The 24,505-nt window shown below is 66.2% G+C and carries 21 protein-coding genes; 8 read left to right on the top strand and 13 right to left on the bottom strand.

From position 1 onward, the window contains the following. Positions 1-200: 200 nt before the first annotated feature. The gene (locus tag RND64_RS13615; RefSeq protein ID WP_049698594.1) at positions 201-1,634 is read left to right on the top strand and encodes an RNB domain-containing ribonuclease; all 1,434 of its coding nucleotides are present in this window, start codon (positions 201-203) and stop codon (positions 1,632-1,634) included. A 27-nt stretch (positions 1,635-1,661) separates the two neighbouring features. On the opposite strand, the gene RND64_RS13610 is transcribed toward RND64_RS13615, so the two are convergent. The 3 genes from RND64_RS13610 to panB form a co-directional block, all read right to left on the bottom strand. After that, entirely contained in the window at positions 1,662-3,158 is a 1,497-nt protein-coding gene (locus tag RND64_RS13610) for a CYTH and CHAD domain-containing protein (protein WP_049698290.1), read from the bottom strand. Positions 3,159-3,204: 46 nt separating this feature from the next. Beyond that, positions 3,205-4,173, bottom strand: a complete 969-nt coding sequence (gene pip, locus RND64_RS13605) for a prolyl aminopeptidase (protein WP_049698289.1) — start codon at positions 4,171-4,173, stop codon at positions 3,205-3,207. A gap of 98 nt (positions 4,174-4,271) precedes the next feature. After that, positions 4,272-5,141 carry a 3-methyl-2-oxobutanoate hydroxymethyltransferase gene (gene panB / locus RND64_RS13600; RefSeq protein WP_049698288.1) on the bottom strand — a complete coding sequence of 290 codons (870 nt, stop codon included), beginning with the start codon at positions 5,139-5,141 and terminating at the stop codon, positions 4,272-4,274. A gap of 218 nt (positions 5,142-5,359) precedes the next feature. On the opposite strand from panB, the gene RND64_RS13595 reads away from it, so the two are divergent. The 5 genes from RND64_RS13595 (at position 5,360) to RND64_RS13575 (ending at position 12,969) form a co-directional block, all read left to right on the top strand. Further along, entirely contained in the window at positions 5,360-6,874 is a 1,515-nt protein-coding gene (locus RND64_RS13595) for an alpha/beta hydrolase (protein WP_235434305.1), read from the top strand. Positions 6,875-6,959: 85 nt separating this feature from the next. Beyond that, entirely contained in the window at positions 6,960-8,300 is a 1,341-nt protein-coding gene (glnA, locus tag RND64_RS13590) for a type I glutamate--ammonia ligase (protein ID WP_049698592.1), read from the top strand. A 55-nt stretch (positions 8,301-8,355) separates the two neighbouring features. Continuing rightward, entirely contained in the window at positions 8,356-11,364 is a 3,009-nt protein-coding gene (locus tag RND64_RS13585) for a bifunctional [glutamine synthetase] adenylyltransferase/[glutamine synthetase]-adenylyl-L-tyrosine phosphorylase (protein ID WP_083444326.1), read from the top strand. Positions 11,365-11,383: 19 nt separating this feature from the next. Then, entirely contained in the window at positions 11,384-12,334 is a 951-nt protein-coding gene (locus RND64_RS13580; protein WP_049698287.1) for an endonuclease/exonuclease/phosphatase family protein, read from the top strand. Next, entirely contained in the window at positions 12,331-12,969 is a 639-nt protein-coding gene (locus tag RND64_RS13575; RefSeq protein ID WP_049698286.1) for a biliverdin-producing heme oxygenase, read from the top strand. Before RND64_RS13580 ends, RND64_RS13575 begins: the two co-directional genes overlap by 4 nt. Here RND64_RS13575 and RND64_RS13570 read toward each other — a convergent pair. Then, positions 12,915-13,724, bottom strand: coding sequence for a TetR/AcrR family transcriptional regulator (locus tag RND64_RS13570; protein WP_049698285.1), 810 nt, complete (start codon positions 13,722-13,724; stop codon positions 12,915-12,917). The genes RND64_RS13575 and RND64_RS13570 overlap by 55 nt on opposite strands. A 99-nt stretch (positions 13,725-13,823) precedes the next feature. Between RND64_RS13570 and RND64_RS13565 the strand changes: the two genes are divergently transcribed. Further along, positions 13,824-15,338, top strand: a complete 1,515-nt coding sequence (locus tag RND64_RS13565; RefSeq protein WP_049698284.1) for an MFS transporter — start codon at positions 13,824-13,826, stop codon at positions 15,336-15,338. Here the strand turns inward: RND64_RS13565 and RND64_RS13560 are convergent. From RND64_RS13560 to glnA (RND64_RS13550), 3 genes are all read right to left on the bottom strand, one after another. After that, on the bottom strand, positions 15,319-15,531 hold the full coding sequence (locus tag RND64_RS13560; protein ID WP_152930030.1) for a hypothetical protein: 213 nt from the start codon (positions 15,529-15,531) through the stop codon (positions 15,319-15,321). The two genes, RND64_RS13565 and RND64_RS13560, sit on opposite strands and share 20 nt — an antisense overlap. Positions 15,532-15,589: 58 nt before the next feature. Then, positions 15,590-16,093 (bottom strand): DUF4189 domain-containing protein, encoded by a 504-nt coding sequence (locus tag RND64_RS13555; protein WP_235434304.1) that lies wholly within the window; start codon positions 16,091-16,093, stop codon positions 15,590-15,592. Positions 16,094-16,435: 342 nt separating this feature from the next. Next, the gene (glnA, locus tag RND64_RS13550) at positions 16,436-17,869 is read right to left on the bottom strand and encodes a type I glutamate--ammonia ligase (protein WP_049698281.1); all 1,434 of its coding nucleotides are present in this window, start codon (positions 17,867-17,869) and stop codon (positions 16,436-16,438) included. A gap of 404 nt (positions 17,870-18,273) precedes the next feature. On the opposite strand from glnA (RND64_RS13550), the gene RND64_RS13545 reads away from it, so the two are divergent. Then, positions 18,274-18,777 carry a transporter gene (locus tag RND64_RS13545; protein ID WP_049698280.1) on the top strand — a complete coding sequence of 168 codons (504 nt, stop codon included), beginning with the start codon at positions 18,274-18,276 and terminating at the stop codon, positions 18,775-18,777. Here the strand turns inward: RND64_RS13545 and RND64_RS13540 are convergent. From RND64_RS13540 to sucB, 6 genes are all read right to left on the bottom strand, one after another. Then, positions 18,764-19,168: a nuclear transport factor 2 family protein gene (locus tag RND64_RS13540; RefSeq protein WP_049698279.1), complete on the bottom strand. Its 405-nt coding sequence runs from the start codon at positions 19,166-19,168 to the stop codon at positions 18,764-18,766. The two genes, RND64_RS13545 and RND64_RS13540, sit on opposite strands and share 14 nt — an antisense overlap. A 15-nt stretch (positions 19,169-19,183) precedes the next feature. After that, positions 19,184-19,927 carry a DUF4191 domain-containing protein gene (locus RND64_RS13535; RefSeq protein WP_049698278.1) on the bottom strand — a complete coding sequence of 248 codons (744 nt, stop codon included), beginning with the start codon at positions 19,925-19,927 and terminating at the stop codon, positions 19,184-19,186. Between the two features lie 101 nt (positions 19,928-20,028). Further along, positions 20,029-21,066 (bottom strand): lipoyl synthase, encoded by a 1,038-nt coding sequence (gene lipA, locus RND64_RS13530; RefSeq protein ID WP_049698277.1) that lies wholly within the window; start codon positions 21,064-21,066, stop codon positions 20,029-20,031. Beyond that, positions 21,063-21,794 carry a lipoyl(octanoyl) transferase LipB gene (lipB, locus tag RND64_RS13525; protein WP_049698276.1) on the bottom strand — a complete coding sequence of 244 codons (732 nt, stop codon included), beginning with the start codon at positions 21,792-21,794 and terminating at the stop codon, positions 21,063-21,065. Before lipB ends, lipA begins: the two co-directional genes overlap by 4 nt. A gap of 8 nt (positions 21,795-21,802) precedes the next feature. Further along, on the bottom strand, positions 21,803-22,687 hold the full coding sequence (locus RND64_RS13520; protein ID WP_049698275.1) for a TIGR01777 family oxidoreductase: 885 nt from the start codon (positions 22,685-22,687) through the stop codon (positions 21,803-21,805). A 7-nt stretch (positions 22,688-22,694) separates the two neighbouring features. After that, positions 22,695-24,485 carry a 2-oxoglutarate dehydrogenase, E2 component, dihydrolipoamide succinyltransferase gene (gene sucB / locus RND64_RS13515; RefSeq protein ID WP_290725922.1) on the bottom strand — a complete coding sequence of 597 codons (1,791 nt, stop codon included), beginning with the start codon at positions 24,483-24,485 and terminating at the stop codon, positions 22,695-22,697. Positions 24,486-24,505: the final 20 nt, after the last annotated feature.

Below are 24,505 nucleotides of genomic sequence, written 5' to 3'. Positions count from 1 at the left end.
TAGCCCGCTGGCACGGGCATCCAGCACGCACAGTCGACGGTGTGGAGCGCCCAGTCGACGGTGTGAGGCGCACAGTCGGCACTCTGGAGCGCACAGTCGACGGTCTGGAGCGCCCAGTCGACGGTCAGAGGCGCCCAGTCGACGGTACGAGGCGCACAGTCGGCAGTCTGGAGCGCACGGTCGGCGATAGTGTCGAGTGTGTGCAGCGCAGATTCTCCGCCCCCGATATCGACTTCGAGTCGATCCGCACCGAGCTGGGGATCTGCGAGGACTACGGCGAAGCCGCGCTCGACGAGGCGGAGCACGCGGTCGACGCACACGCCGCCGAGCGTGTTGACCGCCGCGACATTCCGCTGGTCACGATCGACCCGCCGGGGTCGATGGACCTCGACCAGGCGGTTGCGATGTCGTTCGACGCAGACGGTTTCGAGGTCCACTACGCGATAGCCGACGTCGCCGCGCTCGTTCGGCCAGAGCATGCGCTCGATGCCGAGAGTCGACGTCGCGGCGCGACCATTTACTTCCCCGACGGGTCGGTGCCATTGCATCCGAGGGTGCTGTCGGAGGGATCGGGATCGCTGCTCCCCGGCGTGACGCGTCCCGCGGTGCTGTGGACTATCCGCGTCGCACCCGACGGTGAGGTGGCCGGAGTGCACCTCGAGCGTGCACTCGTGGAATCGGTCGCTCGACTCGACTACGCGGGAGTGACCGCGGACGCCGACGCGCGCACCCTGCACCCTTCGATCAGCGCGCTGCCCGCCTTCGGTGAGCTCCGACGTCGAGTTGCGCTGGCGCGCGGGGCAATCGAGCTCGATCTACCCGACCAGGAGGTGACCCGTGTCGACGACGGGTGGACGCTCTCCCTCGCAGCCCGCACGCCCGCCGACATGTGGAATTCGCAGTTGTCGTTACTCACCGGCACCTGCGCCGGACAGATCATGGCCGACGCGGGCATCGGGCTGCTCCGCACGCTGCCGCCGGCACCCGCCGACGCCGTCGACAAGCTCAGGGCGACAGCAGACGCTCTCGATGTGGCGTGGCCCGACGGCGCGACTCCCGGACAGTTCCTCGCCGGACTTCCGGTCGACGAGCCGTCGACCCTCGCCCTGATGTCGCAGGCGAGTTCGCTCATGCGCGGCGCGGGGTATCTCCCGCTCGGCGTGCAGACCGGCGAGGCGAACACGGCCCCCGCAACCCGCGACGAGATGGTGCACTCGGCCATCGGCGGTGTCTACGCACACGTGACAGCGCCACTGCGACGCCTCGGCGATCGATTCGCCACCGAGGTGTGCCTGGCCGTGACATCGGGAAACCCTGTGCCCGACTGGGTGTTACGTGCATTGCCGACGCTGCCGGGCATCCTACGATCCGCCGATTCGCTCGGGTCTTCTGCCGACCGGGCGAGCACCGATCTCGCCGAATCGGTGATACTCACCGACCGCGTCGGCGAGCGCTTCGACGCCGTGGTCCTCTCCGAGGCGACAGCGAAGAAGCGCGCGAAGATCTTCATCGAGCAACCGCCGATCCTCGCCGAATCCGAAGGCTCTCCGACCGCGGCCTCCAACATCGAGGTCACCCTGACCGCAGCCGACCCGACGTCGCGGACGGTCCGCTTCGCGCCATCGGACGTCTAGCGGTCGCCCGCATCGGACGCTTGGGCGTCAGAGATCCTTGGATGCCTTGCGGTATGCGGCAATCGCCTGCTCGCCGTTGGCCTGTTCACGAGCGTCGATCCGGCCGAGCACGAACAGGTCCAAGCCCGACAACTCGCCCGACGCCGCCAGCTCGGCCAGCCGCGCGCGGTTGATCCGCGAGTCGTTGTAGTCGCCCAACGCCGACTGGAGTTCTTTGGCCGTCTGCGAGATCTTCTTGTACTTCTTCTTCTGCAGGGGCTCGGCGGCATCGGTGCTGTAGCGCAGTCGTTTTGCGCGCTTGCGGATGGTGTGCAACTGCTCCGACCACTCGTGCGATCCCTCGGTCAGCTCTGCGAGTTCGCGTTGGGATTTCCGAATGTGCTTGCGGCTCTTGGTGATCGCCTTGTCGACTGCGGTCGTCGCGGGCAGGTCGGCGTCTGGTCCGGCAGGCGGATCGGCGATCAGTTCGTCGATGGCGTCGAGTAGTCGGAAGTAGCGTTCCGAATTCATCGCCGCGTGGGTCGCGGCGACGGCGCGGTCGTGTGCCGCGGATTCCTTGCCCGCCAACGCGTTCACCAGCGTCTCCGACGCGACCTCGTCGCGCAGCAGAGCGCTGTCGATCTCCAGTTGCACCTCGGAATCGCGTGCGTCGCCGAGAATGCGTGCCAGCAGTTTCAGTTCGCCTGCGATGTGGTCGGTGCGCGCGGCGTCGAGCACCGTCGGAAAGCCGGAGAACACACTGCGCATGCGGCGTGCGGTCACGCGCATCTGGTGCACGGCGTCGTCGGCGTCCTCACGAACCAGTGGATCCCAGGCGATGAGCGAGTTCCGGTGCCGGGTGACGTCGGCGATCACCAATTCGAGCGCCGACGGGTGACGACCCAGTGTGGCAGGCGGTGTCACCGCGGGCGTCGAACCGATGGCTCGTGCGAGTTTCGACGCACTCGACGGTTCCCGACCGCCCGCGCCACGGAGCAATTTGTGTGCGGCCTTGAGCAGTTTCGGGGTGCCGCCCTCGAGGAGTTCGATCTCCCACTCGGACCACTGCTGCGACGACCCGCCCGGTAGCAGCGACTGCGCGGTCACGCGGTCGTCGGCGAACTCGGCGAGCTTCACGCCGTCGGTTCCCAGCAGCGTCGTGATCGTGCGGACGGTCGAGATCGCCGCCACGGGCATCAGTGGCCGATGCCGGGTGTAGACGAGTACCGGGTCGACGAGTGCGTCGGGGATGTCGCCGTCGGCGGGCGCGTCGTCGAAGGTCACCTGCAGTTCGCGTCGCGCTCCCGGCACATCGGCGGGCCGCTTGAGGTGCCACCCCTCGTCATGCCCACCGCGCCTGCGCCGCATGGTGATTCGGTTCGACGCCAGGTCGAGGTTCTCTGTGTCGAAGTACGTTGCGTCGAGAGTGAACGTCTCCGGCTCCGTGGCCGCCACCACGCCCGGGAGGACGCGAAGGTCGGGCGGTGTGATGCCCGGATCGACATCGAATTTGAGTTCCACCTCGACCTGCTCGCTTGCGGGCAACTCGTTCTCCTGTCGGTATTAGGTGATTTGAGTCTAGGCGACCGGGTCAGCGATCGGCGAAGACATCGGTCGCTTCGACGAGGTGATGTGCGATGCCCGGCTCGAACGATGCGTGGCCTGCGTCGGCGACGACGTGCAGTGTCGCCGACGGCCACGCGCGGTGGAGATCCCAGGCGCTGCGCATCGGACACACGACGTCGTATCGGCCCTGCACGATCACCGCCGGTATGTGTGCGATGCGGTCGATGTCGCGGAGTAGCTGGCCATCCTCGAGGAAGCCGTGATTCACGAAGTAGTGATTCTCGATCGAGGCGAACGCGAGGTCGAACCGCGGTCCCGCGTCTTCCTTCGACGCCGCTGCCTCTTCGGGCTTGGGGATGAGGTAGCTCGTCGCCTGCTCCCAGCCGGTCCAGGCACGTGCGGCGGCAACCGCGACGTCGGGGTCATCGGAGGTGAGTAGTCGGTGATAGGCGGCGACGAGGTCGCCGTCGCGTTCGTCTTCGGGTATCGGTGCGAGATACGACTCCCACACGTCGGGGTAGATATGCGCGGCACCGCCGTTGTAGTACCAGTCGATTTCACTGCGACGCAGCAGGAAGATGCCGCGGAGCACCAACTCGGTGACGCGGTCGGGGTGTGCCTGCGCGTAGGCGAGCCCGAGCGTCGAACCCCACGAACCGCCGAACACCTGCCAGCGCTCGATGCCGAGGTGTGTGCGCAACGACTCCATGTCGGCGATCAACTTGGGAGTGGTGTTCACCGAGAGGTCGGCGCCGTCGGCGATGTGGGGACGCGACTTTCCGCAGCCGCGTTGGTCGAACAAGACGATCCGATAGCGCGCGGGGTCGAAGAAGCGACGTTGATCGGGGGAGGTGCCTCCGCCGGGACCGCCGTGGACGAACACCGCCGGCTTCCCCTCGGGATTGCCGGAGGTCTCCCAATAGATCTCCTGGCCGTCGTCGACAGCCAGATGTCCCGACGCGTAGGGCTCGATGGGCGGGTAGAGGCTTCGCATGCCCTCACCCTATGCCGAACGCTATGCCGACCTGATTCGGATCGGCCGCGCCGATGCGAATCAGACCGGCCGCGCCGGGTGTGGATCAGATCTGTCGGTCAGTAGCTGTGCTCGGGAGCGGGGAACACTCCGCGGCGCACCTCGTCGGCGTAAGTCGCTGCGGCGGTGCGCAATTCGCCGCCGACGTCGGCGTACCGCTTGACGAACCGTGCGGTCTTGCCGTGCGTGAAGCCTGCCATGTCCTGCCAGACGAGCACCTGGGCATCGGTTTCGTTGCCCGCTCCGATGCCGACCGTCGGGATGGTGAGTTTGCGCGTGATCTGTGCCGCGAGTTCTGCGGGGACCATTTCCATGACGACAGCGAATGCACCGGCTTCCTGGACGGCGATCGCGTCGGCGATGAGCTGGTCCGCCGCGTCGCCGCGACCCTGGACGCGGAAGCCGCCGAGTCCGTTGACGCTCTGCGGGGTGAAACCGATGTGCGCCATCACGGGGATTCCGGCTGCGGTCAGCGAGGCGATCTGGTCGGCAACGCGTTCTCCGCCTTCGAGTTTGACCGCGTGTGCCCCGGTCTCCTTGAAGAAGCGGACGGCCGTCTCGAGTGCCTGCTGCGGACCTGCTTCGTAGCTACCGAACGGGAGGTCGGCGACGACCAGCGCGTGGGGTGCGCCGCGGACGACGGCACGCGCGAGCGGGATCAGCTCGTCGATCGAGACGGGGATGGTGGTGTCGTAGCCGAGGACGACGTTGGCGGCGGAATCGCCGACCAGCAGAACAGGGATCTCGGCCTCGTCGAAGATGCGGGCCGTCGAATAGTCGTATGCGGTGAGCATCGACCACTTCTCGCCTTGCTCTTTCATCTGTGCCAGATGATGGATGCGGGTGGTGCGTCGACGCGGAGCGGCTTCGCCGGATGTTGGAGCGCCACCGTAGATGGGCGCGTCGGAATGAGCTGCCTCGTGGGACATCGTTGTCTCTTTTCTTCCTCGAGTCCCGCATGGCGGGTACCCGGGCTGTGTTCGGACGCCTCCATGGTCCCACCGAAGCGCTCCGCGAAAACCCTCGATAGACGTGTGATTGCTCACATCTGGAGTGCGGGTGTTGTCGGGGCGGCGATGCTCGCGCCCGTACCATCACCGGGGTGACCTGCTCTTTTCGTGCGCGGCGGCCTGTGCGGTCTCGGCGTGTGTCAGGCCGGCGTCGCGTGCGGCTGCTGACCGTGGTGATGGTGGGTCTGCTGGTGTGCGCGGGTTGCGCGTCGACCGAGCACGCCGCCGACACCGGGGCAATCGAGTGGGGAGTGTGTACACAGGGTGTGGGCACAGGCCCGTCCGCCGCGCGGGTGGAGTGCGGGACGCTCGCGGTGCCACTCGACCCGGCAAAGCCGCAGGGCCGCACGATCACGCTCGCCGTCGCCCGGCTACGGGCATCGGAGCGCAGTGACTCGACGGTGGTGGTCAATCCTGGAGGACCCGGTGCGTCGGGTGTCGACTATCTGCTGGGAGCGGCGGATCGTCTTGCGGCGCAGCGATTCACGACGCACAGCGACGTGGTCACGTTCGATCCTCGCGGTGTCGGTGCGTCGGCGCCGACGGTGCGGTGTCGGACGGCAACCGAACTCGACGCCGAGCGCGAGGCCGACAGCGGGGATCGTTCGCCGCAGGGAATCGCCGCCGCCGAGGCGACCAATCGTGGCATCGCGCGGAAGTGTTCGACGCGAACCGGCGACGAGTTCCTCGGACTCGTCGGCACGTCGCAGGTCGTCGACGACGTCGACCGACTCCGCGCCGCGCTCGGCCGCTCGCGGATTGACTTCATCGGATTCTCGTCCGGCTCGAAGATCGCGCTCGAGTACGAGCAGCGCTACCCGGATCGACTGTTCCGGATGGTCATCGACGGCGCAGTCGACCCCGCCGCGAATCCGGCCGACACCTCCGTGGCGCAGGCGACATCGTTCCAGGAGGTATTCGACGCCTTTGCGCGCGACTGCACGCGGACGCCCGGGTGCGCGCTCGGCGCCGACCCCGCGGGAGCGCTGGCGCAGTACCAACGCCTCGTGCGGTCGTTGACGCGGAGCCCCGCGCCCGCCGGGTCTGGCCGCACACTCGACTTTCAGTCGGCCGTCGACGGAACGAGTATGGCGCTGTATCGCACCGACCTGTGGCCGACGCTGCGCTCGGGACTCGCCGACCTCGCTGCCGGGCGCGGCGGAGCGACGCTGATGTCACTCGCCGACCTGTTGGAAGGTCGGGGACCCGGCGGAACCTACGACAACTCGGCCGATGCCTATCTCGCGATCGGGTGTGCAGATGGGCTGCGCATCGCCGACCGTGCCGCGAACGACGACCTCGATCGCAGACTGCGCGCCGCCGCGCCCTACACCGATGACGGTCGCGGGACCGGGCATGCCCCGCTTGATCCGTGCGCCTTCTGGCCGCCGGAGCGCGTTGCCGTGCCTCGGTCGGGGCCGGGGGCGGCGCCGAGTGTGCCGACTCCCGCGCCGCTCATCGTCGCCGTGACGCACGATCCGGCGACGCCCTACTCCGTGGGTGAGGAGATCGCTCGGCGGACACACGGCACGCTGATCACCGTCGACGGATACAGCCATACCGCGGCGCTAGAGGGTAATCGGTGCGTTGACGAAGCCGTCGATGATTACCTTTTAAATCTCGATGGGTTGAACGGGCCTCTCGCATGTTGAGATGACTGCGCCAAATGTGCAGGTTGTCGAGTTTGAATTATGAACGTAACACCGATTTAACAGGCTACTTCTAATGTCGGCGGTCATGGATCGCCAAAAGGAATTCGTGCTGCGGACCCTCGAAGAGCGCGACATCCGATTCGTTCGTCTCTGGTTCACCGACGTCCTGGGATATCTGAAATCCGTGGCGATCGCGCCCGCAGAACTCGAAGGCGCGTTCTCAGAGGGTATAGGTTTCGACGGCTCGGCCATCGAAGGTTTCTCGCGTGTCTCCGAAGCCGACACCGTTGCCAAGCCCGATCCGTCGACGTTCCAGATCCTGCCGTGGACCACGTCGTCGGGCAGGCACCATTCGGCCCGCATGTTCTGCGACATCGTGATGCCCGACGGCACACCGAGCTGGGCCGACTCGCGACACGTGCTGCGTCGCCAGCTGAACAAGGCCGCCGACCAGGGATTCAGCTGCTACGTCCACCCCGAGATCGAGTTCTTCCTCCTCAAGGACGCACCCCTCGACGGCAGCGTGCCGACGCCCGCCGACAGCGGTGGCTACTTCGATCAGGCTGTTCACGACGCCGCTCCCAACTTCCGCAGGCACGCGATCGAGGCGCTCGAGTCGATGGGCATCTCCGTCGAGTTCTCGCATCATGAAGGCGCGCCAGGCCAGCAGGAGATCGACCTGCGCTACGCGGATGCGCTCTCGATGGCCGACAACGTGATGACCTTCCGGTACCTGATCAAGGAGGTCGCGATCGGCGAAGGAGTGTGGGCGACGTTCATGCCCAAGCCCTTCAGCGATCACCCCGGATCGGCGATGCACACCCACATGAGCCTGTTCGAGGGTGACGCCAACGCGTTCCACAACCCCGACGATCCCATGCAGTTGTCGGAGACCGGCAAGAAGTTCATCGCGGGAATCCTGCACCACGCCAACGAGATCAGCGCGGTCACCAACCAGTGGGTGAACAGCTACAAGCGGCTCATCTACGGTGGTGAGGCCCCGACAGCGGCCACCTGGGGTGGCGCGAACCGCTCGGCGCTCGTGCGTCTGCCGCTCTACACGCCGAACAAGGCGTCGTCGCGCCGCGTCGAGGTCCGCAGCCCCGATTCTGCCTGCAACCCCTACCTGACCTTCGCGGTGCTGCTCGCCGCCGGGCTGAAGGGGATCGTCGAGGACTATGAACTGCCCGATGAGGCCGAAGACGACGTGTGGGCGCTCACGCCCGCCGAGCGTCGCGCAATGGGCTACAAGGAATTGCCGGGCAGCCTCGCCGACGCGCTGCACCAGATGGAGAAGTCGGAGTTGCTGGCGGAGACACTCGGCGAGCATGTCTTCGACTACTTCCTGCGCAACAAGTGGGCTGAGTGGGACAACTATCGCAGCCTGGTCACGCCGTTCGAGCTGAAGAACTACCTCCCGCTCTAACTGCTTGTTGGCAACCCGTGTCCGGTATCGGGGTGCGGGACGCTATTTTCTAGGTGTGACAACACTTCGAGGTCGGGGCGGCGTACCGGCAGTAGGGCGTCTGGGTCTGCTTGACCCCGACGCCGAGAAGAATCTCTCCGACCTCGGCTGGAACAACGAGGAGTCCATCGAACTCCTGTGGTCGCTGTCGCGTTCTCCCGACGCCGACCTCGCGCTGCGCGCGATAGTCCGGATGCGGTCGCAGTTGGGCGACGACTGGTCGGAGATCGACACGCTGCTGCGCACCGACAAGGGATTTCGGGGGCGCTTCCTGGCAGTTCTCGGCTCGTCGGACGCCCTCGGCGACCACATGGTTGCCGAGCCGGAGGCGTGGCGACGTCTGATTCCGGCGGAGCTCCCCGACACCGCGGAGATCAATCGGCAGATGCTCGCGGCCGTCGACGCGGTCGCCGAACCCGGAGAGATCGAGCGCGGCAACAAGGTTTATCGGGCCGGCTTCAGCGGCCCGAAGGCAGTGGTCGCGCTGCGGGCTGCCTACCGCAACCTCGTCTTGCAGGTCGCGGCGCACGACGTGGCCTCGACGGTCGAGGATGAACCGGTCATCTGGTTTCCCGAGATCGGAGCGCTGCTCGCCGACCTCGCCGACGCCGCGCTGACCTCGGCGCTCGCTGTCGCGTTCCGCGAGGTGTGTGGCGACAAGCCGATCCCGGTGCGACTCGCGGTGATCGCGATGGGCAAATGCGGTGCGCGAGAACTGAACTACGTCAGCGACGTCGACGTGGTGTTCGTGAGTGAGCCGGCAGACGGGACGTCGGCGCGTATCGCGGGGGAGATGATGCGCGTCGGGTCGTTGGCCTTCTTCGAGGTCGACGCCGCGCTGCGCCCGGAGGGCAAGTCCGGGGCCCTCACCCGGACGCTCGATTCCCACGTCGCGTACTACAACCGGTGGGCCAAGACGTGGGAGTTCCAGGCGCAGTTGAAGGCGCGACCGATGACCGGCGACATGGAGCTCGGTCAGCGCTATCACGACGCCATCAACCCGATGGTGTGGCAGGCCTCCGAGCGCGACGACTTCGTGCCCGAGGTCCAGGCCATGCGACGTCGTGTGGAATCGCTTGTGCCCGAAGAAGAACGCGACCGCAACCTCAAGCTCAGCAGCGGTAGCATCCGCGACGTCGAGTTCGCCGTGCAGATGCTGCAGATGGTGCACGGCCGCGTCGATGAGACGTTGCGGGTTCGCTCGACCGTCGAGGCACTCGATGCGCTGACGGCAGGCGGATACGTCGGCCGCGATGACGGCGCCAACCTCAACGCGTCGTATCAGTTCCTGCGACTGCTCGAACACCGCCTGCAGTTGCAGCGCATGTCGCGGACCCACCTGCTCCCGGAGTTCGACGACGACGACAACATGCGGTGGCTGGCACGCGCCGCCCACATCAGGCGCGAGGGCGACCTCGACGCCACGTCGGTGTTGCGCAGGCAGATCAAGCATCAGAGCCTGCGGGTGCGACGACTGCACCAGAAGCTGTTCTACCGTCCGCTGCTCGAGGCGGCGGTGCGTCTGGACACCACAGAGCTGACGCTGACCGACGAGTCGGCGCAGCGGCGCCTCTCCGCGCTCGGCTACGCGCAGCCCGAGCGGGCACTCAGTCATATCCGTGCGCTCGCATCCGCGTCGGGGCGACGTGGCCAGGTGCAGCGGTTGATCCTGCCGCAGCTACTCGAATACATCGGCGACACACCGGATCCCGACGCCGGTCTGCTGAACTACCGCAGGCTGTGCGACGTGATGGACAACGACTGGTTCCTGCGTCTGCTGCGTGACGACGGCGTCGTCGCGGCTCGCCTGATGCATGTGCTGGGCACGTCGGAGTACATCGCCAACCTGTTGATGCGTTCACCCGAGGTGATCAATCTCTACACCGACGGAGCCGACGGCCCACGACTGTGCGAGGTACGTCCAGAGGACGTGGCCAAGGGACTCGTCGCGTCGACGGTCCGACAGCCCGACCTGCGTCGTGCGGTTGCGGCGGCGCGGTCGCACCGGCGCGCCGAACTCGCCCGCATCGCGTCCGCGGATGTTCTCGGCCTGCTCGACGTGCCGCAGGTCTGTGAGGCGCTGTCGAGCGTGTGGGCCGCAGTTCTCAACGCCGCGTTGACGTTTGCGATCCAGGACTCCGAGCGCGACGAGGGTCGCCCCGCGCCCGCGCGGATCGCGGTGATCGGTATGGGCCGGCTCGGCGGTGGCGAACTCGGCTACGGTTCCGACGCCGACGTGCTCTTCGTGTGCCAACCGAACCCCGGCGAGGACGAGACCAAGGCCGTGCGGTGGGCGCAGACTATCGCCGAGGTGGTCCGCTCGATGCTCGGAACGCCCAGCGACGACCCGCCGCTGATCGTCGATACGGGGTTGCGTCCCGAAGGACGCAACGGTCCCGTGGTGCGTACGCTCGCCGCGTACGCCGCGTACTACGAGCAGTGGGCGCAGGCGTGGGAAGTGCAGGCGTTGCTGCGCGCCCACCAGGTCGCGGGCGATGAGGATCTCGGTATCGAGTTCCTGCACATGGCCGATCGCATCCGCTACCCCGAAGGCGGCGTCTCCGCCGACGCGGTCAAGGAGATCCGTCGAATCAAGGCACGTGTCGACGCCGAGCGGTTGCCGCGCGGAGCGGATCCGGCCACCCACACCAAGCTCGGCCGCGGCGGACTCGCCGACATCGAGTGGACCGTCCAGTTGCTGCAACTCAAGTACGGGCACCGCTATCAGTCGCTGCACAACACGTCGACGCTGCAGTCGCTCGACGCGATCGGGTCGGCAGAGCTGCTCGCCGAAGACGACGTCGCGCTACTCAAGGACGCGTGGATCACCGCGACCAAGGCGCGTAACTGCCTCGTCCTGGTGCGCGGCAAACCCGTCGATCAGCTCCCCGGCCCGGGAAAGCAGTTGCGGCAGATAGCGTTTGCTGCAGGCTGGCCGGAGGATCAGGCCGCGGAGTTCCTCGACCACTACCTCCGGGTCACCCGCCGCGCGAAAGCCGTTGTGCTCAAGGTCTTTGGCGCGTGATGAGAGTATTCGGGGTTTGATGCGACGGCTTTTCGGGTTCGCACTGCTGCTCGTCGGCTGGGCGATGGTGGTCGCGGTCGGTGTTGCGGTCTGGCTGCACTACTCGCGCTCGCGCGGCGAGCTGACCATCTTCCTCACCAGCGCTGTGCCGTTCGCGATCGTTCCCGGTGTGCTCGCTGTCGTCGTGTTCGTCGTGTTCCGACGCTGGTTGATCCTGCCGGTGGCCATTGCCGCGGTGCTGGCGCTGTGTTTCACCCAGTTGCCGTTGTGGGTCGCACAGACGCCGCCTGCGGGGGAGAGGTTCACCGTGCTGACGGCCAATCTGCTGTTCGGCCAGGCCGACGTCGACCAGCTCGCCGATGTGGTGACGCGCGAAGGCGTCGACCTCGCGTCGTTGCAGGAGGTCACACCCGAATCGCTCGCGCGGCTGAACGCCAGCGGTGTCGCGAGGGAACTCCCGTACTCCTACGCCGTGCCCGGCACGTTCGCGATGGGCACCGCGATCTTCAGTCGTACGCCGCTGAGCGGGCAGGGCGAGATAGATCCGAACACGGTTCTGCACAATCTGAAGGCACGGACCGACCTGCCGGGAGCGCGCGACACCCAGGTGTTCGCGATGCATCCCGGAGCTCCATTGCGGGGCCGGACGGACGTCTGGGTACGCGACATGGACCTCTTACACGCTCGGATGCAGTCGATTCCGGCTGGGCGGGCGATCATGGCCGGTGATTTCAACGCGACGTGGGATCAGATTCGTTATCGCGATTTCCTCCAGAACGGATTCGCCGACACCGCCGAGCAATCCGGCGCGGGTTTCGTGCCCACCTATCCGACGGACAAGTGGGGTGGCATGCCGTTCCTCGCGCTCGATCACGTCGTCGTTCGTGGCTTCACCGCGTCGTCGGTCGATACCTTCGATCTCCGCGGTTCCGATCACCGCGGCGTGGTGGTATCACTGGTTGCATCATGACGACCATCTCCCAACGATTGCGCGAGGCGACCGCCGTCGCCCACCAGCAGGCCGAAAGCGCCACCTTCATCGACGATCTGCTGTCCGGCCGCCTCGACGCCGATCAGTACGGACGGCTGGCCGCTCAGTTGTACTTCGTGTACCGCGCGCTGGAAGAGGTCGGCACCGCGTTGTCCGGAGATCCGATTGCCGGCGCCGTACTCGACGACCGGCTGCGTCGGACGGAGCGGCTCCGCTCCGATCTCGTCGCGCTCGGCATCGACCCGGAGACCATCACGCCGCTGCCCGCTGTCGACCGGTACGTCGCCGCGATCGAGGCGACGGTCCACGAGCCGGCACGCTACATCGCGCATCACTACACGCGCTATCTCGGCGACCTGTCGGGCGGGCAAGTTGTCGCTCATCGGATGCGTGAGCACTACGGTCTCGACGCGTCGACGCTGAGCTTCTACACGTTCGACGGTATCGACAAGCTCAAGCGCTACAAGGATGCCTACCGGGATCGGATCGACGCGCTCGACATCGGCGAGAGCGGCGTCGACAACCTTGTGGCAGAAGCGATCTCGGCGTTCGAGTTGAATCAGGAGCTGTTCGCGGATCTCGACGCCGCGCGCGTGGGTGCCAGACCGGCCTGAGCGCGAGAGATCATTGCCTCGAGTCCGTCGAGGAGCACTCGCAGCCCGAAGTCGAACTGTTCGGTGAAGTAGTCGTCATCACCATCGTGCATCTGAGATACCGCCGCCGTGAGCGCTGGAAACCGCTCCGCGTCGACCAGGGCAAGCATCGTCGTCTCGTAGTCGTTGCCACTCCCGGACGTATCGGTGTCGTTTGGCTGTCCGAGCAGTCCCATCTGAGTCGCCTGGCGTACATGGTGGCGCACGAATCCGTCGACGAGTAGCAGCGCGTTGAGCTTCTCCTGACCCGACAGTTCGACGTCGTCGAACGCTCGCACACCCGCTTCTGTCCACGACACGGTGTTGGGACCCATCGGCGGGCGGGACATCGGGATCTCGGTGATCCACGGCCGGGCCCGCAGTACCGTTGCCGCCGACCGTGCCCACGCACCGACCCGGTCGCGCCACGGCCCCGATGCGGTCAGTTCGGGGTCCGGAAGGCCGTAAGCCTCATCGACGAGGAGGTCGACGACGTCGTCCTTGCCGTCGACGTAGCGATAGAGCGACATCGTGGAGAGACCCAGCGAGTCGGCGATGGCTTTCATCGACACCGACTCCCAGCCGCGCTCGTCAGCGATGGCGACCGCGGCGCGTGCGATCTCGCGGATCGTCAGCGATGGTTTGGGCCCCCGTCGGACGGCGACGGGTTCGCGTCCCCACAGTTGCGCGACCGAGCGGGGGAGCTGCGAGGGCGTCGAATCTTCCGTGGTGCTCATGCCGCCATCCTACAAACTGCTTGTGCTGTACACAGTTATCCGCTTAGTATCTGCGTACTACATAAACAGTCTATGCAATACGCAGAAAGAGGTGGTGTCATGTCCCCTCGTTCACCGTGGGCAGCGCTAGCGGCGCTGTGCATGCCCATGCTGATCGTCTCGATGGATGTCTCGGTGCTGTTCTTTGCGGTTCCCTTTATCGCTTCGGACCTGAATCCATCTGCAACACAACAGCTCTGGATCTTCGACATCTACGGATTCGTGTTGGCTGGCCTGCTGTTGACGATGGGCTCGCTCGCTGATCGCGTCGGGCATCGGCGCTTGCTGATGATCGGTGCCGTCGGATTCAGCGGCGCGTCGATTCTTGCCGCTTTTGCCCCGACGGCTTCGCTGCTGATCCTGGCACGAGCGGTGCTGGCGGTGTCCGGTGCGACGCTCATGCCGTCGACGCTGGCGTTGATCCGCCACATCTTCCTCGACGACGCCGATCGGGCCAAGGCGATCGCGGCGTGGAACGCGGTGCTCGCGGGCGGGGTCGCGGTGGGCCCTATCGTCTCCGGCCTGCTGCTCGAACACTTCTGGTGGGGATCGGTGTTCTTGATCAACGTTCCGGTGATGGCCGTGCTGCTCGTTGTCGCGCCCCTGCTCCTACCGGCCGATACCGCGGTCGTCGATCGGCGCGTCGACATCCTCAGTGCGCTGCTCGTCCTCGGAGCGATACTGCCGACGATCTACGCGATCAAGGAATTCGCCGCGGAAGGATGGTCGGTGGAGCGTGGGGTCGCACTCGTGGTCGGGTTCACGCTCGGGACGGTCTTCGTCGCGCGCCAAAAACGACTCAGCGATCCGATGATCGACCTCGGGCTGTTCGACGATCGGCGCTTCTCGGTGTCGATCTGGACCAACGTCGTGTGTATGTTCGCGTTGCTCGGGAATTCGATCATCGTGACGCAGTACCTGCAGTCGGTCCTCGGCTACTCGCCGCTGAAGGCCGCGCTGTGGAGTATCGCGCCCAGCGCGCTGGTCGCTGTGGCCGCACCACTCGCAGCCGTCGCCTCGGTGCGATGGGGCAGACCGATGGTGATGATCGCCGGATTGCTGACAGGGGCAGCAGGATTCGGTGTGCTCGCGGGATTGCTGGGAGTGCACACGCTTCTCGTTGCGCTGATCGGGTCGACGTTGATCGCGACGGGAATCGTCTCGGCGTCGTCGGTGATCGCCGACCATGTGATCGGTGTGGCGCCTGCCGAACGCGCGGGTGCGACGTCGGGACTCTTGGAGACCTCGAGCGAACTCGGCGGGGCGGTCGGTATCGCGGTGCTCGGTAGTGTGTTGAACCTGGTGTACCGCATGGCTTTTCCCGCGGATCTGGCGGTGGGGCAGGCGGGTACGAGCCTTGCGGGTGCAGCGGCGACCGCACGACATCTCGACAACGTTCAGGCGTCGAATGTGCTCGACGCTGCCCGCAGAGCATTTGTCGAAGGGGCGTCGGTCGCGGCCTGGGTCGGCGTCGGGGTGCTCGTGTCCACGGCGCTACTGGTGGTGTGGATGACGAGGACGTCGGACGTGGCCGATCGTCAGGAGAGTGCTGAACTCAGAAGACTTCGATCTTGACGCCGACGTCGACGATCATGTCGGTGCGACTGTCGGAGCTGTGTGCGAGTTCGATGAGTCGCTGAGTCTCCCCGTGGGGCACCTGCTTGCGGACGACGGCCTTGATCCCGTCGATGCTGATGCGGTCACCTGGCACGAGATCTTCAACAAAGAGCATGCGGGTCATGACCAAGAGATTACGTGTTGTTGGCATGTCGTGTGAGGGTACGAAGGCCCCATTGGCCCCTGTGAAGTGCATCACCAGCGTGGAGTCAGCCCGCGTTGGAGGTGCAACGACTGAAGATCACCTTCGGTGAACCGCCGGTCAGTCGCGTGGCTGCCGCGTCGCTCGCGGCCCGTTCGGTCGTTGCCCATGCCCATCCCCACGACAGGTCGGCCTGGGACTGAACGATGGCGCCGCAGGCGTTGCGCCACCAGATCGCAGCCTGACAACTCGACACCCCGCACTGAGAGAGCGCGCTACGCTCGGCCTCCGCCCGCGACAGTGAGTTGACGGCATAGCCGACGTCGCTGGTTTGCGTCGAGACCGCGATGGCGCCGTAGTAGTCGACAGGAGCAGGGGCCGGGGCCGCGGGAGGAAGGCCGGGAGTAGCAGTCGAATCCAAGTCGCGGGTCGTCGGTGCGCTGTAGTCATCGGTCGTCGTCGTGGTCGTCGTGCTCGACGACGCAACGGTCGACGAGTCGTCGGAGCGATTGGACGCCCAGATCACCACACCGACCACCGCGACGATCGCGAGTACGACGAGCACTCCCACGGCCGCAAGGATGGCGACGAGCCCGCCGTTGCCGCGTCGGGGCGGCTGTGGGGGTCCTCCGAACCCTCCACCTCCGTATCCTCCGCCTCCGTATCCTCCTGGTCCCGGACCGCCAGGGTAGGAGGGATAGGGGCCCTGCGGTGGAGGTCCTTGCGGGGGCCACGGTCCGTTTTGTCCCGATCCTGGGTAGGTCATGGGAACAGCATCGCATGGGGTCGGATGCGGGTCGGAGTCGAGTTCTGTTGTCGGCGTCAGGGTCTGCCGTGTGGATGACGCCCGACGCACACCGCCCGCCAGACCAAGTGGTCGGGCGGGCGGCGTGTGGTGCTGTTGTGCTGCGACTCAGCAGTCGTAGTACAGCGCGAATTCGTACGGGTGCGGGCGGATCTGAACCGGCTCGATCTCGTTCTCACGCTTGAGCGCGATCCAGGTCTCGATCAGGTCCTCGGTGAACACTCCACCGGCGGTGAGGTATTCGTGATCCTCTTCGAGCTTGTCGATGACGGCGCTCAGCGAGGTCGGTGCCTGCGGGATGTTCTTGGCCTCCTCCGGGGGAAGCTCGTAGAGATCCTTGTCGACGGGCTCGTGCGGCTCGATCTTGTTCTTGATGCCGTCGAGTCCGGCCATCATCATCGCGGCGAAGGCGAGGTACGGGTTGCCCGAGCTGTCGGGGCAGCGGAACTCGAGGCGCTTGGCCTTCGGGTTGTTGCCCGTGATCGGGATACGCACACAGGCCGACCGGTTGCGCTGGCTGTACACCAGGTTGATCGGAGCCTCGTAGCCCGGCACCAGACGCTTGTACGAGTTCACGGTCGGGTTGGTGAACGCCAGCAGCGACGGCGCGTGGTGCAGGATGCCGCCGATGTAGTAGCGAGCCAGATCCGACAGCCCCGCGTAGCCGGCCTCGTCGTGGAACAGCGGCTTGCCGTCCTTCCACAGCGACTGGTGAGCGTGCATGCCCGAGCCGTTGTCGCCGAAGAGCGGCTTCGGCATGAAGGTGACCGACTTGCCGTTCGCCCACGCCGTGTTCTTGATGATGTACTTGAACAGCAGCACGTCGTCGGCCGCATGGAGCAGCGTGTTGAACTTGTAGTTGATCTCGGCCTGGCCGCCGGTGCCCACCTCGTGGTGGCCACGCTCGAGCTCGAAGCCCGCGTTGGTCAGGTTGGTCGACATCTCGTCGCGCAGGTCGACGTAGTGGTCGTACGGCGCCACCGGGAAGTAGCCACCCTTGGGGCGGACCTTGTAACCGAGGTTCGGCGAACCGTCGGGGTCGACGGGCGAACCGGCGTTCCACCAGCCCGACTCGGACTCGACCTCGTAGTAGGTACCATTCATCTCCGAGCCGTAGGACACGCCGTCGAAGATGTAGAACTCGGCCTCGGCACCGAAGAAGCAGGTGTCGGCGATACCGGTAGAGGCCAGGTAGTCCTCGGCCTTACGGGCGACGTTGCGCGGGTCGCGGCTGTAGGCCTCACGGGTGAACGGGTCGTGGACGAAGAAGCTGACGTTCATCGTCTTGGCCTTGCGGAAGGGATCGATCTGAGCGGTTGCCGGATCCGGCAGCAGCATCATGTCCGACTCGTTGATGGACTGGAATCCACGGACAGACGAACCGTCGAAGGCGAGGCCCTCTTCGAAGACGCTCTCGTCGAACGCCGTTGCCGGGATGGAGAAGTGCTGCATCACGCCGGGCAGGTCGCAGAATCGGATGTCGACGTACTCGACACCTTCCTTCTTGATGCCCTCGAGTAGTTCTTCTTTGCTGCTGTACACCGTGCGGTGACTCCTTCACTATTTCGCCGGCGGGTGGCCACGAGACGGTCACCCGACACGCTCGTCCGCCACCGAGAGACAGCAGCGGATCTCAGCTCAGACCGTATGGATCGGACGTTGCCCGCGCGTCAAGGACGTGTTTCTCCTGTGTTACACACCGCGGACGTGGGACACCATAACTATTCCTGATTCCGGCCTTGCGCGCGTGGTGAATCTGACCACTCATCGGCGATACGTACGGAAGCTCGACGACGAGTGCCGATGCCGACCTGTGCGGGGCTGCCGGTGCTCTCATGTGCGGGGCATACACTGACGTGCAAGGACGAGCGCTCTGCACGGGCTCGTCGGGCGTACATTCCGCCGGCGGTTCACCTGTCGGGGGTCGAGGAGAGAGGGTGCCTGCGATGGGCCGCGCTACCGGATCATGGCTGTCGGGGCCTCAGGCTGGGCACGACGTCGACGTCGACGTCGAATACCGTGGCGCCGACCTCGGGCTCCCCGAGACCGGTCCCGGCTCGCTCGCGGGTGGCTGGCATCGCGTCGCCGGATTGATGGTCGACTGGCTGATCGCAGGCGGGCTCTCGTTGCTGTTCGTCCGCTTCGGTTCACCCGACATGGGCACGGTCATTCTGGCGGTGTGGTTCGTCGTCGGTGTCGTCACCGTGACGTTGTTCGGCTTCACGCCGGGGCAATTCGCCGTGGGTACCCGCGTGGCCCGCGTCGACTACGGCGCCGATCGCACCTCCGCAGAGGTGAGCGGCTCCGAGCACTTCGCAGCGGTCGGCCCGATCCGCGCGCTTGCGCGCCAGGTGCTGATCGTGTTCATCGTGCCCGCGCTGATGAACGACTACAACGGCCGCGCGCTGCATGATCGCGCTACCGGCACAGCGATGATCAGGACCCGCTGAGCTCTGCCGTCGCCTCTGCGCGAATCTGGTCGAACTGGGCGCCCATCGCTTCGGAGAGGGCCATCGCGGCCGACAACGGCCGCACCATCACCGTGAAGTCGACAATCCTGCCGTCGTCATCGAGGTGGAGGAAGTCGCAACCGGACACGGTCTTACCCGACACCTTTGCCTCGAACAGCAGCGCATGGTCGCGCCCGTCGGGCTCGCCGATCTCTCGCACGTAGTGAAAGTCCTCGAAGACCCGCATCACGCCGCGCAGAATCGCCGCCGTGATGGCCTTGCCCTCGTACGGCGTGAAGGCGACCGGGCTGGTGAAGACGACATTGTCGGCGAGGCATGCGGCCATCGCGGCTTCGTCGCCGCGCTCGACCGCTTCTCTGAATTCACGCATCGGGGTGCCGCGAGGTCAGCTACGACGACGCGCGGTGCGCTGCATGCTGCGCGTCTTCGCGTTCGCGGGCAGGGGGCCCTTCGGCATCGCAGGTCCGGAGCCGCGGCTGCTCAGCGCGCTGAGCCGACCCTCGAGGGCGTCGATGCGCTTGCCGTCGATGTTGCGGGGCAGCTTGTTGAGGTGGCGTTCGAGCTTGGAGAGCGGCACCTGGTCGTCGTCGTTGCCGACGTACACCTCGTAGATGGGTGTGTCGCCGACGACGCGTGCGGCCTTCTTCTTCTCCTGTGCCACCAACGAGCGCACTCGGGTGGGGGAGCCCTCGGCGACGAGGATCACCCCGGGCTTGCCGATCACGCGATGCACGGCGTCGAGGTGGCTGGTGCCCGCGACGGCCTGGCTGACCCGCCACTGGCCGCGCATGTTGCCCAGCGCCCAACCGGCTGCGCCCGGTTGTCCCTCGGCCCGCGTGTACACCGTCTTCTGGACACGACGACCGAACAGGACGAACGCCGCGAGGAGGCCGAGGATGACGCCGACCGGGATGAACAGCCACGGACTGCCGAACACGAATCCGAGAACGACGAACACCGCCACGACCAGCAAGAAGACACCGACCATGTACGGGATGAGCCGCTTGTCTTCTTTACGCTGCATCTGGAACGCCTGCCAGAGCTGCGTGTAACGCTCGCGCGAGGCCTTACGACGAGCCTTCTTCGCCGCGGCCTTTTCCTCTTTGCTTGCTGCAGACGCCTTTGCCATGCCCTCTAGGATACGTCCGACCGCCGACCGGCACGCCGGGGGTTGGCCGAGCTCTCAGGCGTCAGGGCTTTTTGAGCCGACGCCTGAGGGTTCGTCGGAAATCAGTGCGCGAGGCGTGAGAGGACGCTCGACGCTTCCTGGCTCGCCGACCCCTCGTTGGCGAGATGAGCCATCGCGGCGGGGATTTCGCGACCGTGATGGGCCATCGCCTGTGCATAGAGGCGCCCGGCACGATACGACGAACGAACCAGCGGTCCGGCCATCACACCGGCGAACCCGACCTCACGCGCGAAGTCGGAATGCTCGACGAACTCCTCGGGCTTGACCCAGCGCTCGACGGGATGGTGCCGCGGAGACGGCCGCAGGTACTGCGTGATCGTGAGGATGTCGCAGCCCGCCTCGTGCAGGTCGACGATGGACTCGCGGACCTCTTCGGGTGTCTCGCCCATTCCGAGGATCAGATTCGACTTGGTGACGAGTCCGAAGTCGCGTGCCTGGGTGAGGACGTCGAGCGACCGCTCGTATCGGAACGCAGGCCGGATGCGCTTGAAGATGCGGGGGACCGTCTCGAGATTGTGCGCCAGCACCTCGGGACGTGCGTCGAAGACCTCGTCGAGAAGGTCGGGCTTGGCGTGGAAGTCGGGAATCAGGTTCTCGACACCGGTGCCGGGGTTGAGTCGGTGGATTGCTCGCACCGTCTCGGCGTAGAGCCACGCACCCTCGTCGGGGAGGTCGTCGCGTGCGACGCCGGTGATCGTCGAGTAGCGCAGACCCATCGCCTGCACGCTCTCGGCGACACGTCGTGGTTCGTCGCGGTCGAGATCGGCCGGCTTACCGGTGTCGATCTGGCAGAAGTCGCAGCGTCGAGTGCACTGTTCGCCACCGATCAGGAAGGTGGCCTCGCGGTCTTCCCAGCACTCGTAGATGTTGGGGCATCCCGCTTCTTCGCAGACCGTGTGCAGCCCTTCGCGTTTCACGAGTCCCTTGAGCTCTGAATACTCGGGACCCATCGTTGCGCGCGTCTTGATCCACTTGGGTTTGCGTTCGATCGGGGTCTGCGCGTTGCGGACCTCGAGACGCAGCAGCTTGCGGCCATCGGGGGCGGTGGGAGTGGAGGCTTGTGAATCAGACACGGTCACCGCACCGATGCTACGCCCGGCTCGACGCTCGCCTGCGGGTCCGTTACCCCGATCACATCGGCGCCGACCTCACGGTGGTCGAACGCCGAGCGCACCGCGTCGACGATGTCGACGAGCACCTCGTCGACGGTGATCTCGTGGCCCGCTTCGAGTGCGAGCGAGGTGACGCCTGCGTCGGCGATGCCGCACGGGACGATGGCGTCGAATGCGCTCATGTCGGGGTTCACGTTCAGTGCGAACCCGTGCAGGGTGATTCCGCGTGCAACCCGGATGCCGATCTGGCCGAGTTTGCGTTCGCCCGCGTCGTCGCAGACCCACACTCCCGACCTGCCGTCGACGCGTCCGGCCGTGACGCCGAACCGCGCACAGACCGCGATGAGCGCCGACTCGATGCGTCGTACGTAATCGACGACGTCGAGCGGCTGGGCGAGAGCGACGATCGGGTAGCCCACGAGCTGGCCGGGACCATGCCAGGTGATGCGTCCACCACGGTCGACGTCGACGACGTTCGCGCCGTTGGTCGGAAGGTCGGACGGCTCGGTGCGCTTGCCCGCCGTGTATGTGGAGGGGTGTTCGAGGAGCAGGAGGAGATCGTGATCGAGCGTGCCGTCGGCGCGCTCGGCAGCGAGGGAGTGTTGGGTGTCGTAGGCGTCCTGATAGTCGACGACGCCGAGGGTGCGTACCTCGAAAGGGGTCTCAGGATCGGTACGGATGGATTCGCGTGGCATGGGGATCCCTACCGGTTCGCGTGGGCCAGCCCGGAGTCGATGTCCGGGTGGGTGAAGGTGAAGTCGTTGTCGGTGAGCACTCCGGGGGCAACGCGCTGACTGAACAGAATCATTTCCTGCGCCATCTCGCCGCCGACGAACTTCGCGGCGAAACCGGGCACCCGCGCGATCGTCGGACGGTGTACGGCCCGACCGAACGCCGACACGAAGTCGGCGAACGGTACCGCGTCGGGAGCGGCGAGGTTCACCGGTCCGCTGATCGTCGACGAGAGAAGGAACTCGATGGCGCGGATCTCGTCGACGAGCGTGATCCACGAAAAGTATTGGCGCCCACTGCCGATGGTGCCGCCGAGGCCGAGTTTGAACAGGGGGCGGAGCTTGGCGAGCAGGCCGCCGGAGCCGGAGAGCACCGGAGCTGTGCGCAACAAGACAACGCGAGTGTTCTCGCCCGCATTGCGCACCGCTGCGTCCTCCCAGTCGACGACGAGGTCGGCGAGGAAACCGCTTCCCGGGCCGTCGGACTCGATCGCCGCGTGTTCGCCGGTGTCGCCGTAGTAACCCGACGCACTGGCGCTGAGGAAGGTCGGGACTCCCGCCTTCCGCACGGCTTCGGCGATCACCTCGGTCGGAGTGATCCGGGTGTCGCGCAGCTCCTGTTTGAACCGACCCGTCCACAACTGGTTGCCCACCCCGACGCCGCCGAGACTGACCACGGCGTCGACACCGTCGAGGGCTTCGGCCGGGACCCCGAGGGTCTCGGGGTCCCAACCGAATTCGTCGTCGGACAGTGGTTCGTGACGAACCAGGCGTCGGACAGTGTGGCCGGCGTCGGTCAGCGAGGCGACCAGAGCCGAACCGATCAGCCCGTGGGAACCCGCGACGGCAATCAGCATGCGAGCCTTACAGCCCCAGTTCCGCTGCGAACTCGCCCTCTTCGAGGCGCTTCTTGATGGTCGTCAGGAAGCGGCCCGCGTCGGCGCCGTCGATGAGGCGGTGATCGTAGGTCAGCGGGAAGAACGACATCGAGCGCACCGCGATCGACTCCGAACCGTCGTCGCCGGTGATCACGACCGGACGCTTGACGATCGCGCCCGTGCCGAGCATCGCTGCCTGCGGCGGAACGAGGATCGGTGTGTCGAAGAGCGCGCCCTGGCTGCCGATGTTGGTGATGGTGAAGGTGCCACCCGCGAGCTCGTCGGGCTTGAGGCCGTTCGAGCGAGCCCGTGCCGCGATGTCGGCGATGGCACGTGCCAGACCGGCGAGCGAGAGGTCGTCGGCGTTGTGGATCACCGGGGACAGCAGTCCGTTCTCGGTGTCGACGGCGATTCCGAGATGCACCTTGTCGTAGTAGGTGATCTCCTTCTTCTCCTCGTTGATCGACGCGTTGACGTTCGGGTGCGCCTTGAGCGCCTCGACGACGGCCTTCGCGATGAACGGCAGGTAGGTGAGGTTCACACCCTCGGCGGCCTTGAACGACTCCTTGGCGGCCTTGCGCAGCGTCGCGACCTTCGACATGTCGATCTCGAAGACCTGGGTCAGCTGTGCGCTCTCCTGCAGGGACTCGCGCGTCTTCTTCGCCGTGATCTGCCGGATGCGGTTGATCTTCTGCGTGGTTCCACGCAGCTTGGCGAGTTCGGGGCGGACCTCGGGTCCGTGTGCGGCCGGCGCCGATGCGGCAGCGGCCGGAGCCGACGATGCCGCCGGTGCAGCAGCGGGCGCGGGTGCCTTCTTGGCCTCTGCCGCCGCGAGCACGTCCTGCTTGCGGATACGGCCACCGACACCGGTTCCCTTGATGGAGTTGAGGTCGATGTCGTTGTCGGAGGCCAACTTACGGACCAGCGGGGTCACGTACGGCGTGGATTCGACGGTCGGCGGATCAGAGGATTCCTTGGCCGCTGGCGCAGTGCTGGCCTTCGCGGGTTCGGGTTCCGGAGCAGCCTTGGCGGGCTCTGGCTCTGGCTCTGGCTCTGGCTCGGGTTCCGGCTCTGGCTCGGGTTCTGCCTTTGCCGGCTCGGGCTCTGGCTCCGGCTCGGGTTCTGGCGCCGCGCCGGCCGCAGACTTGTCGCCGATCACCGCGAGCTTGCCGCCGATCTCGACGACATCGTCTTCGTTGGCGACGATTTCGATCAGTGTGCCTGCGACGGGCGACGGGATCTCGGTGTCGACCTTGTCGGTCGAGACCTCGAGGAGTGGCTCGTCCTCGGCGACCTCGTCGCCGACCTGCTTGAGCCAGTTGGTGACGGTGCCCTCGGTGACGGACTCTCCGAGTTCCGGCATCAGGACGTCGGTTCCGGATGCCGATCCGCTGGGCGCAGCCTGCGCTGCGGGCTTCTCGGCGGGGGCGTCGGCGTCGGTGGACGGTGCCTCGGGCTCCGGCTCGGGTTCGGCGGCCTGCTCCGGCTCGGTGCCGCCTGCCGAATCCGAATCCGAATCGTCGGACGGGGCTGCTTCACCCTCCTCGCCGATGACCGCGAGCTCGCCGCCGATCTCGACGACGTCGTCCTCATGGGCGACGATCTTCGTCAGCACACCGGATGTCGGAGCGGGGATTTCGGTGTCGACCTTGTCGGTGGAGACTTCGAGCAATGGCTCGTCGGCCTCGACGGTGTCTCCCTCCTCCTTCAGCCACCGGGTGACTGTCCCCTCTGTGACGCTTTCACCAAGGGCTGGCATCTGGACGGAGAAGGCCATCGTTGTTGACTCCTCGACTC

Source organism: Gordonia sp. w5E2, assembly GCF_036540975.1.
Lineage (GTDB): Bacteria > Actinomycetota > Actinomycetes > Mycobacteriales > Mycobacteriaceae > Gordonia > Gordonia jacobaea.
This window is presented reverse-complemented; position numbering and strand designations above follow the sequence as displayed.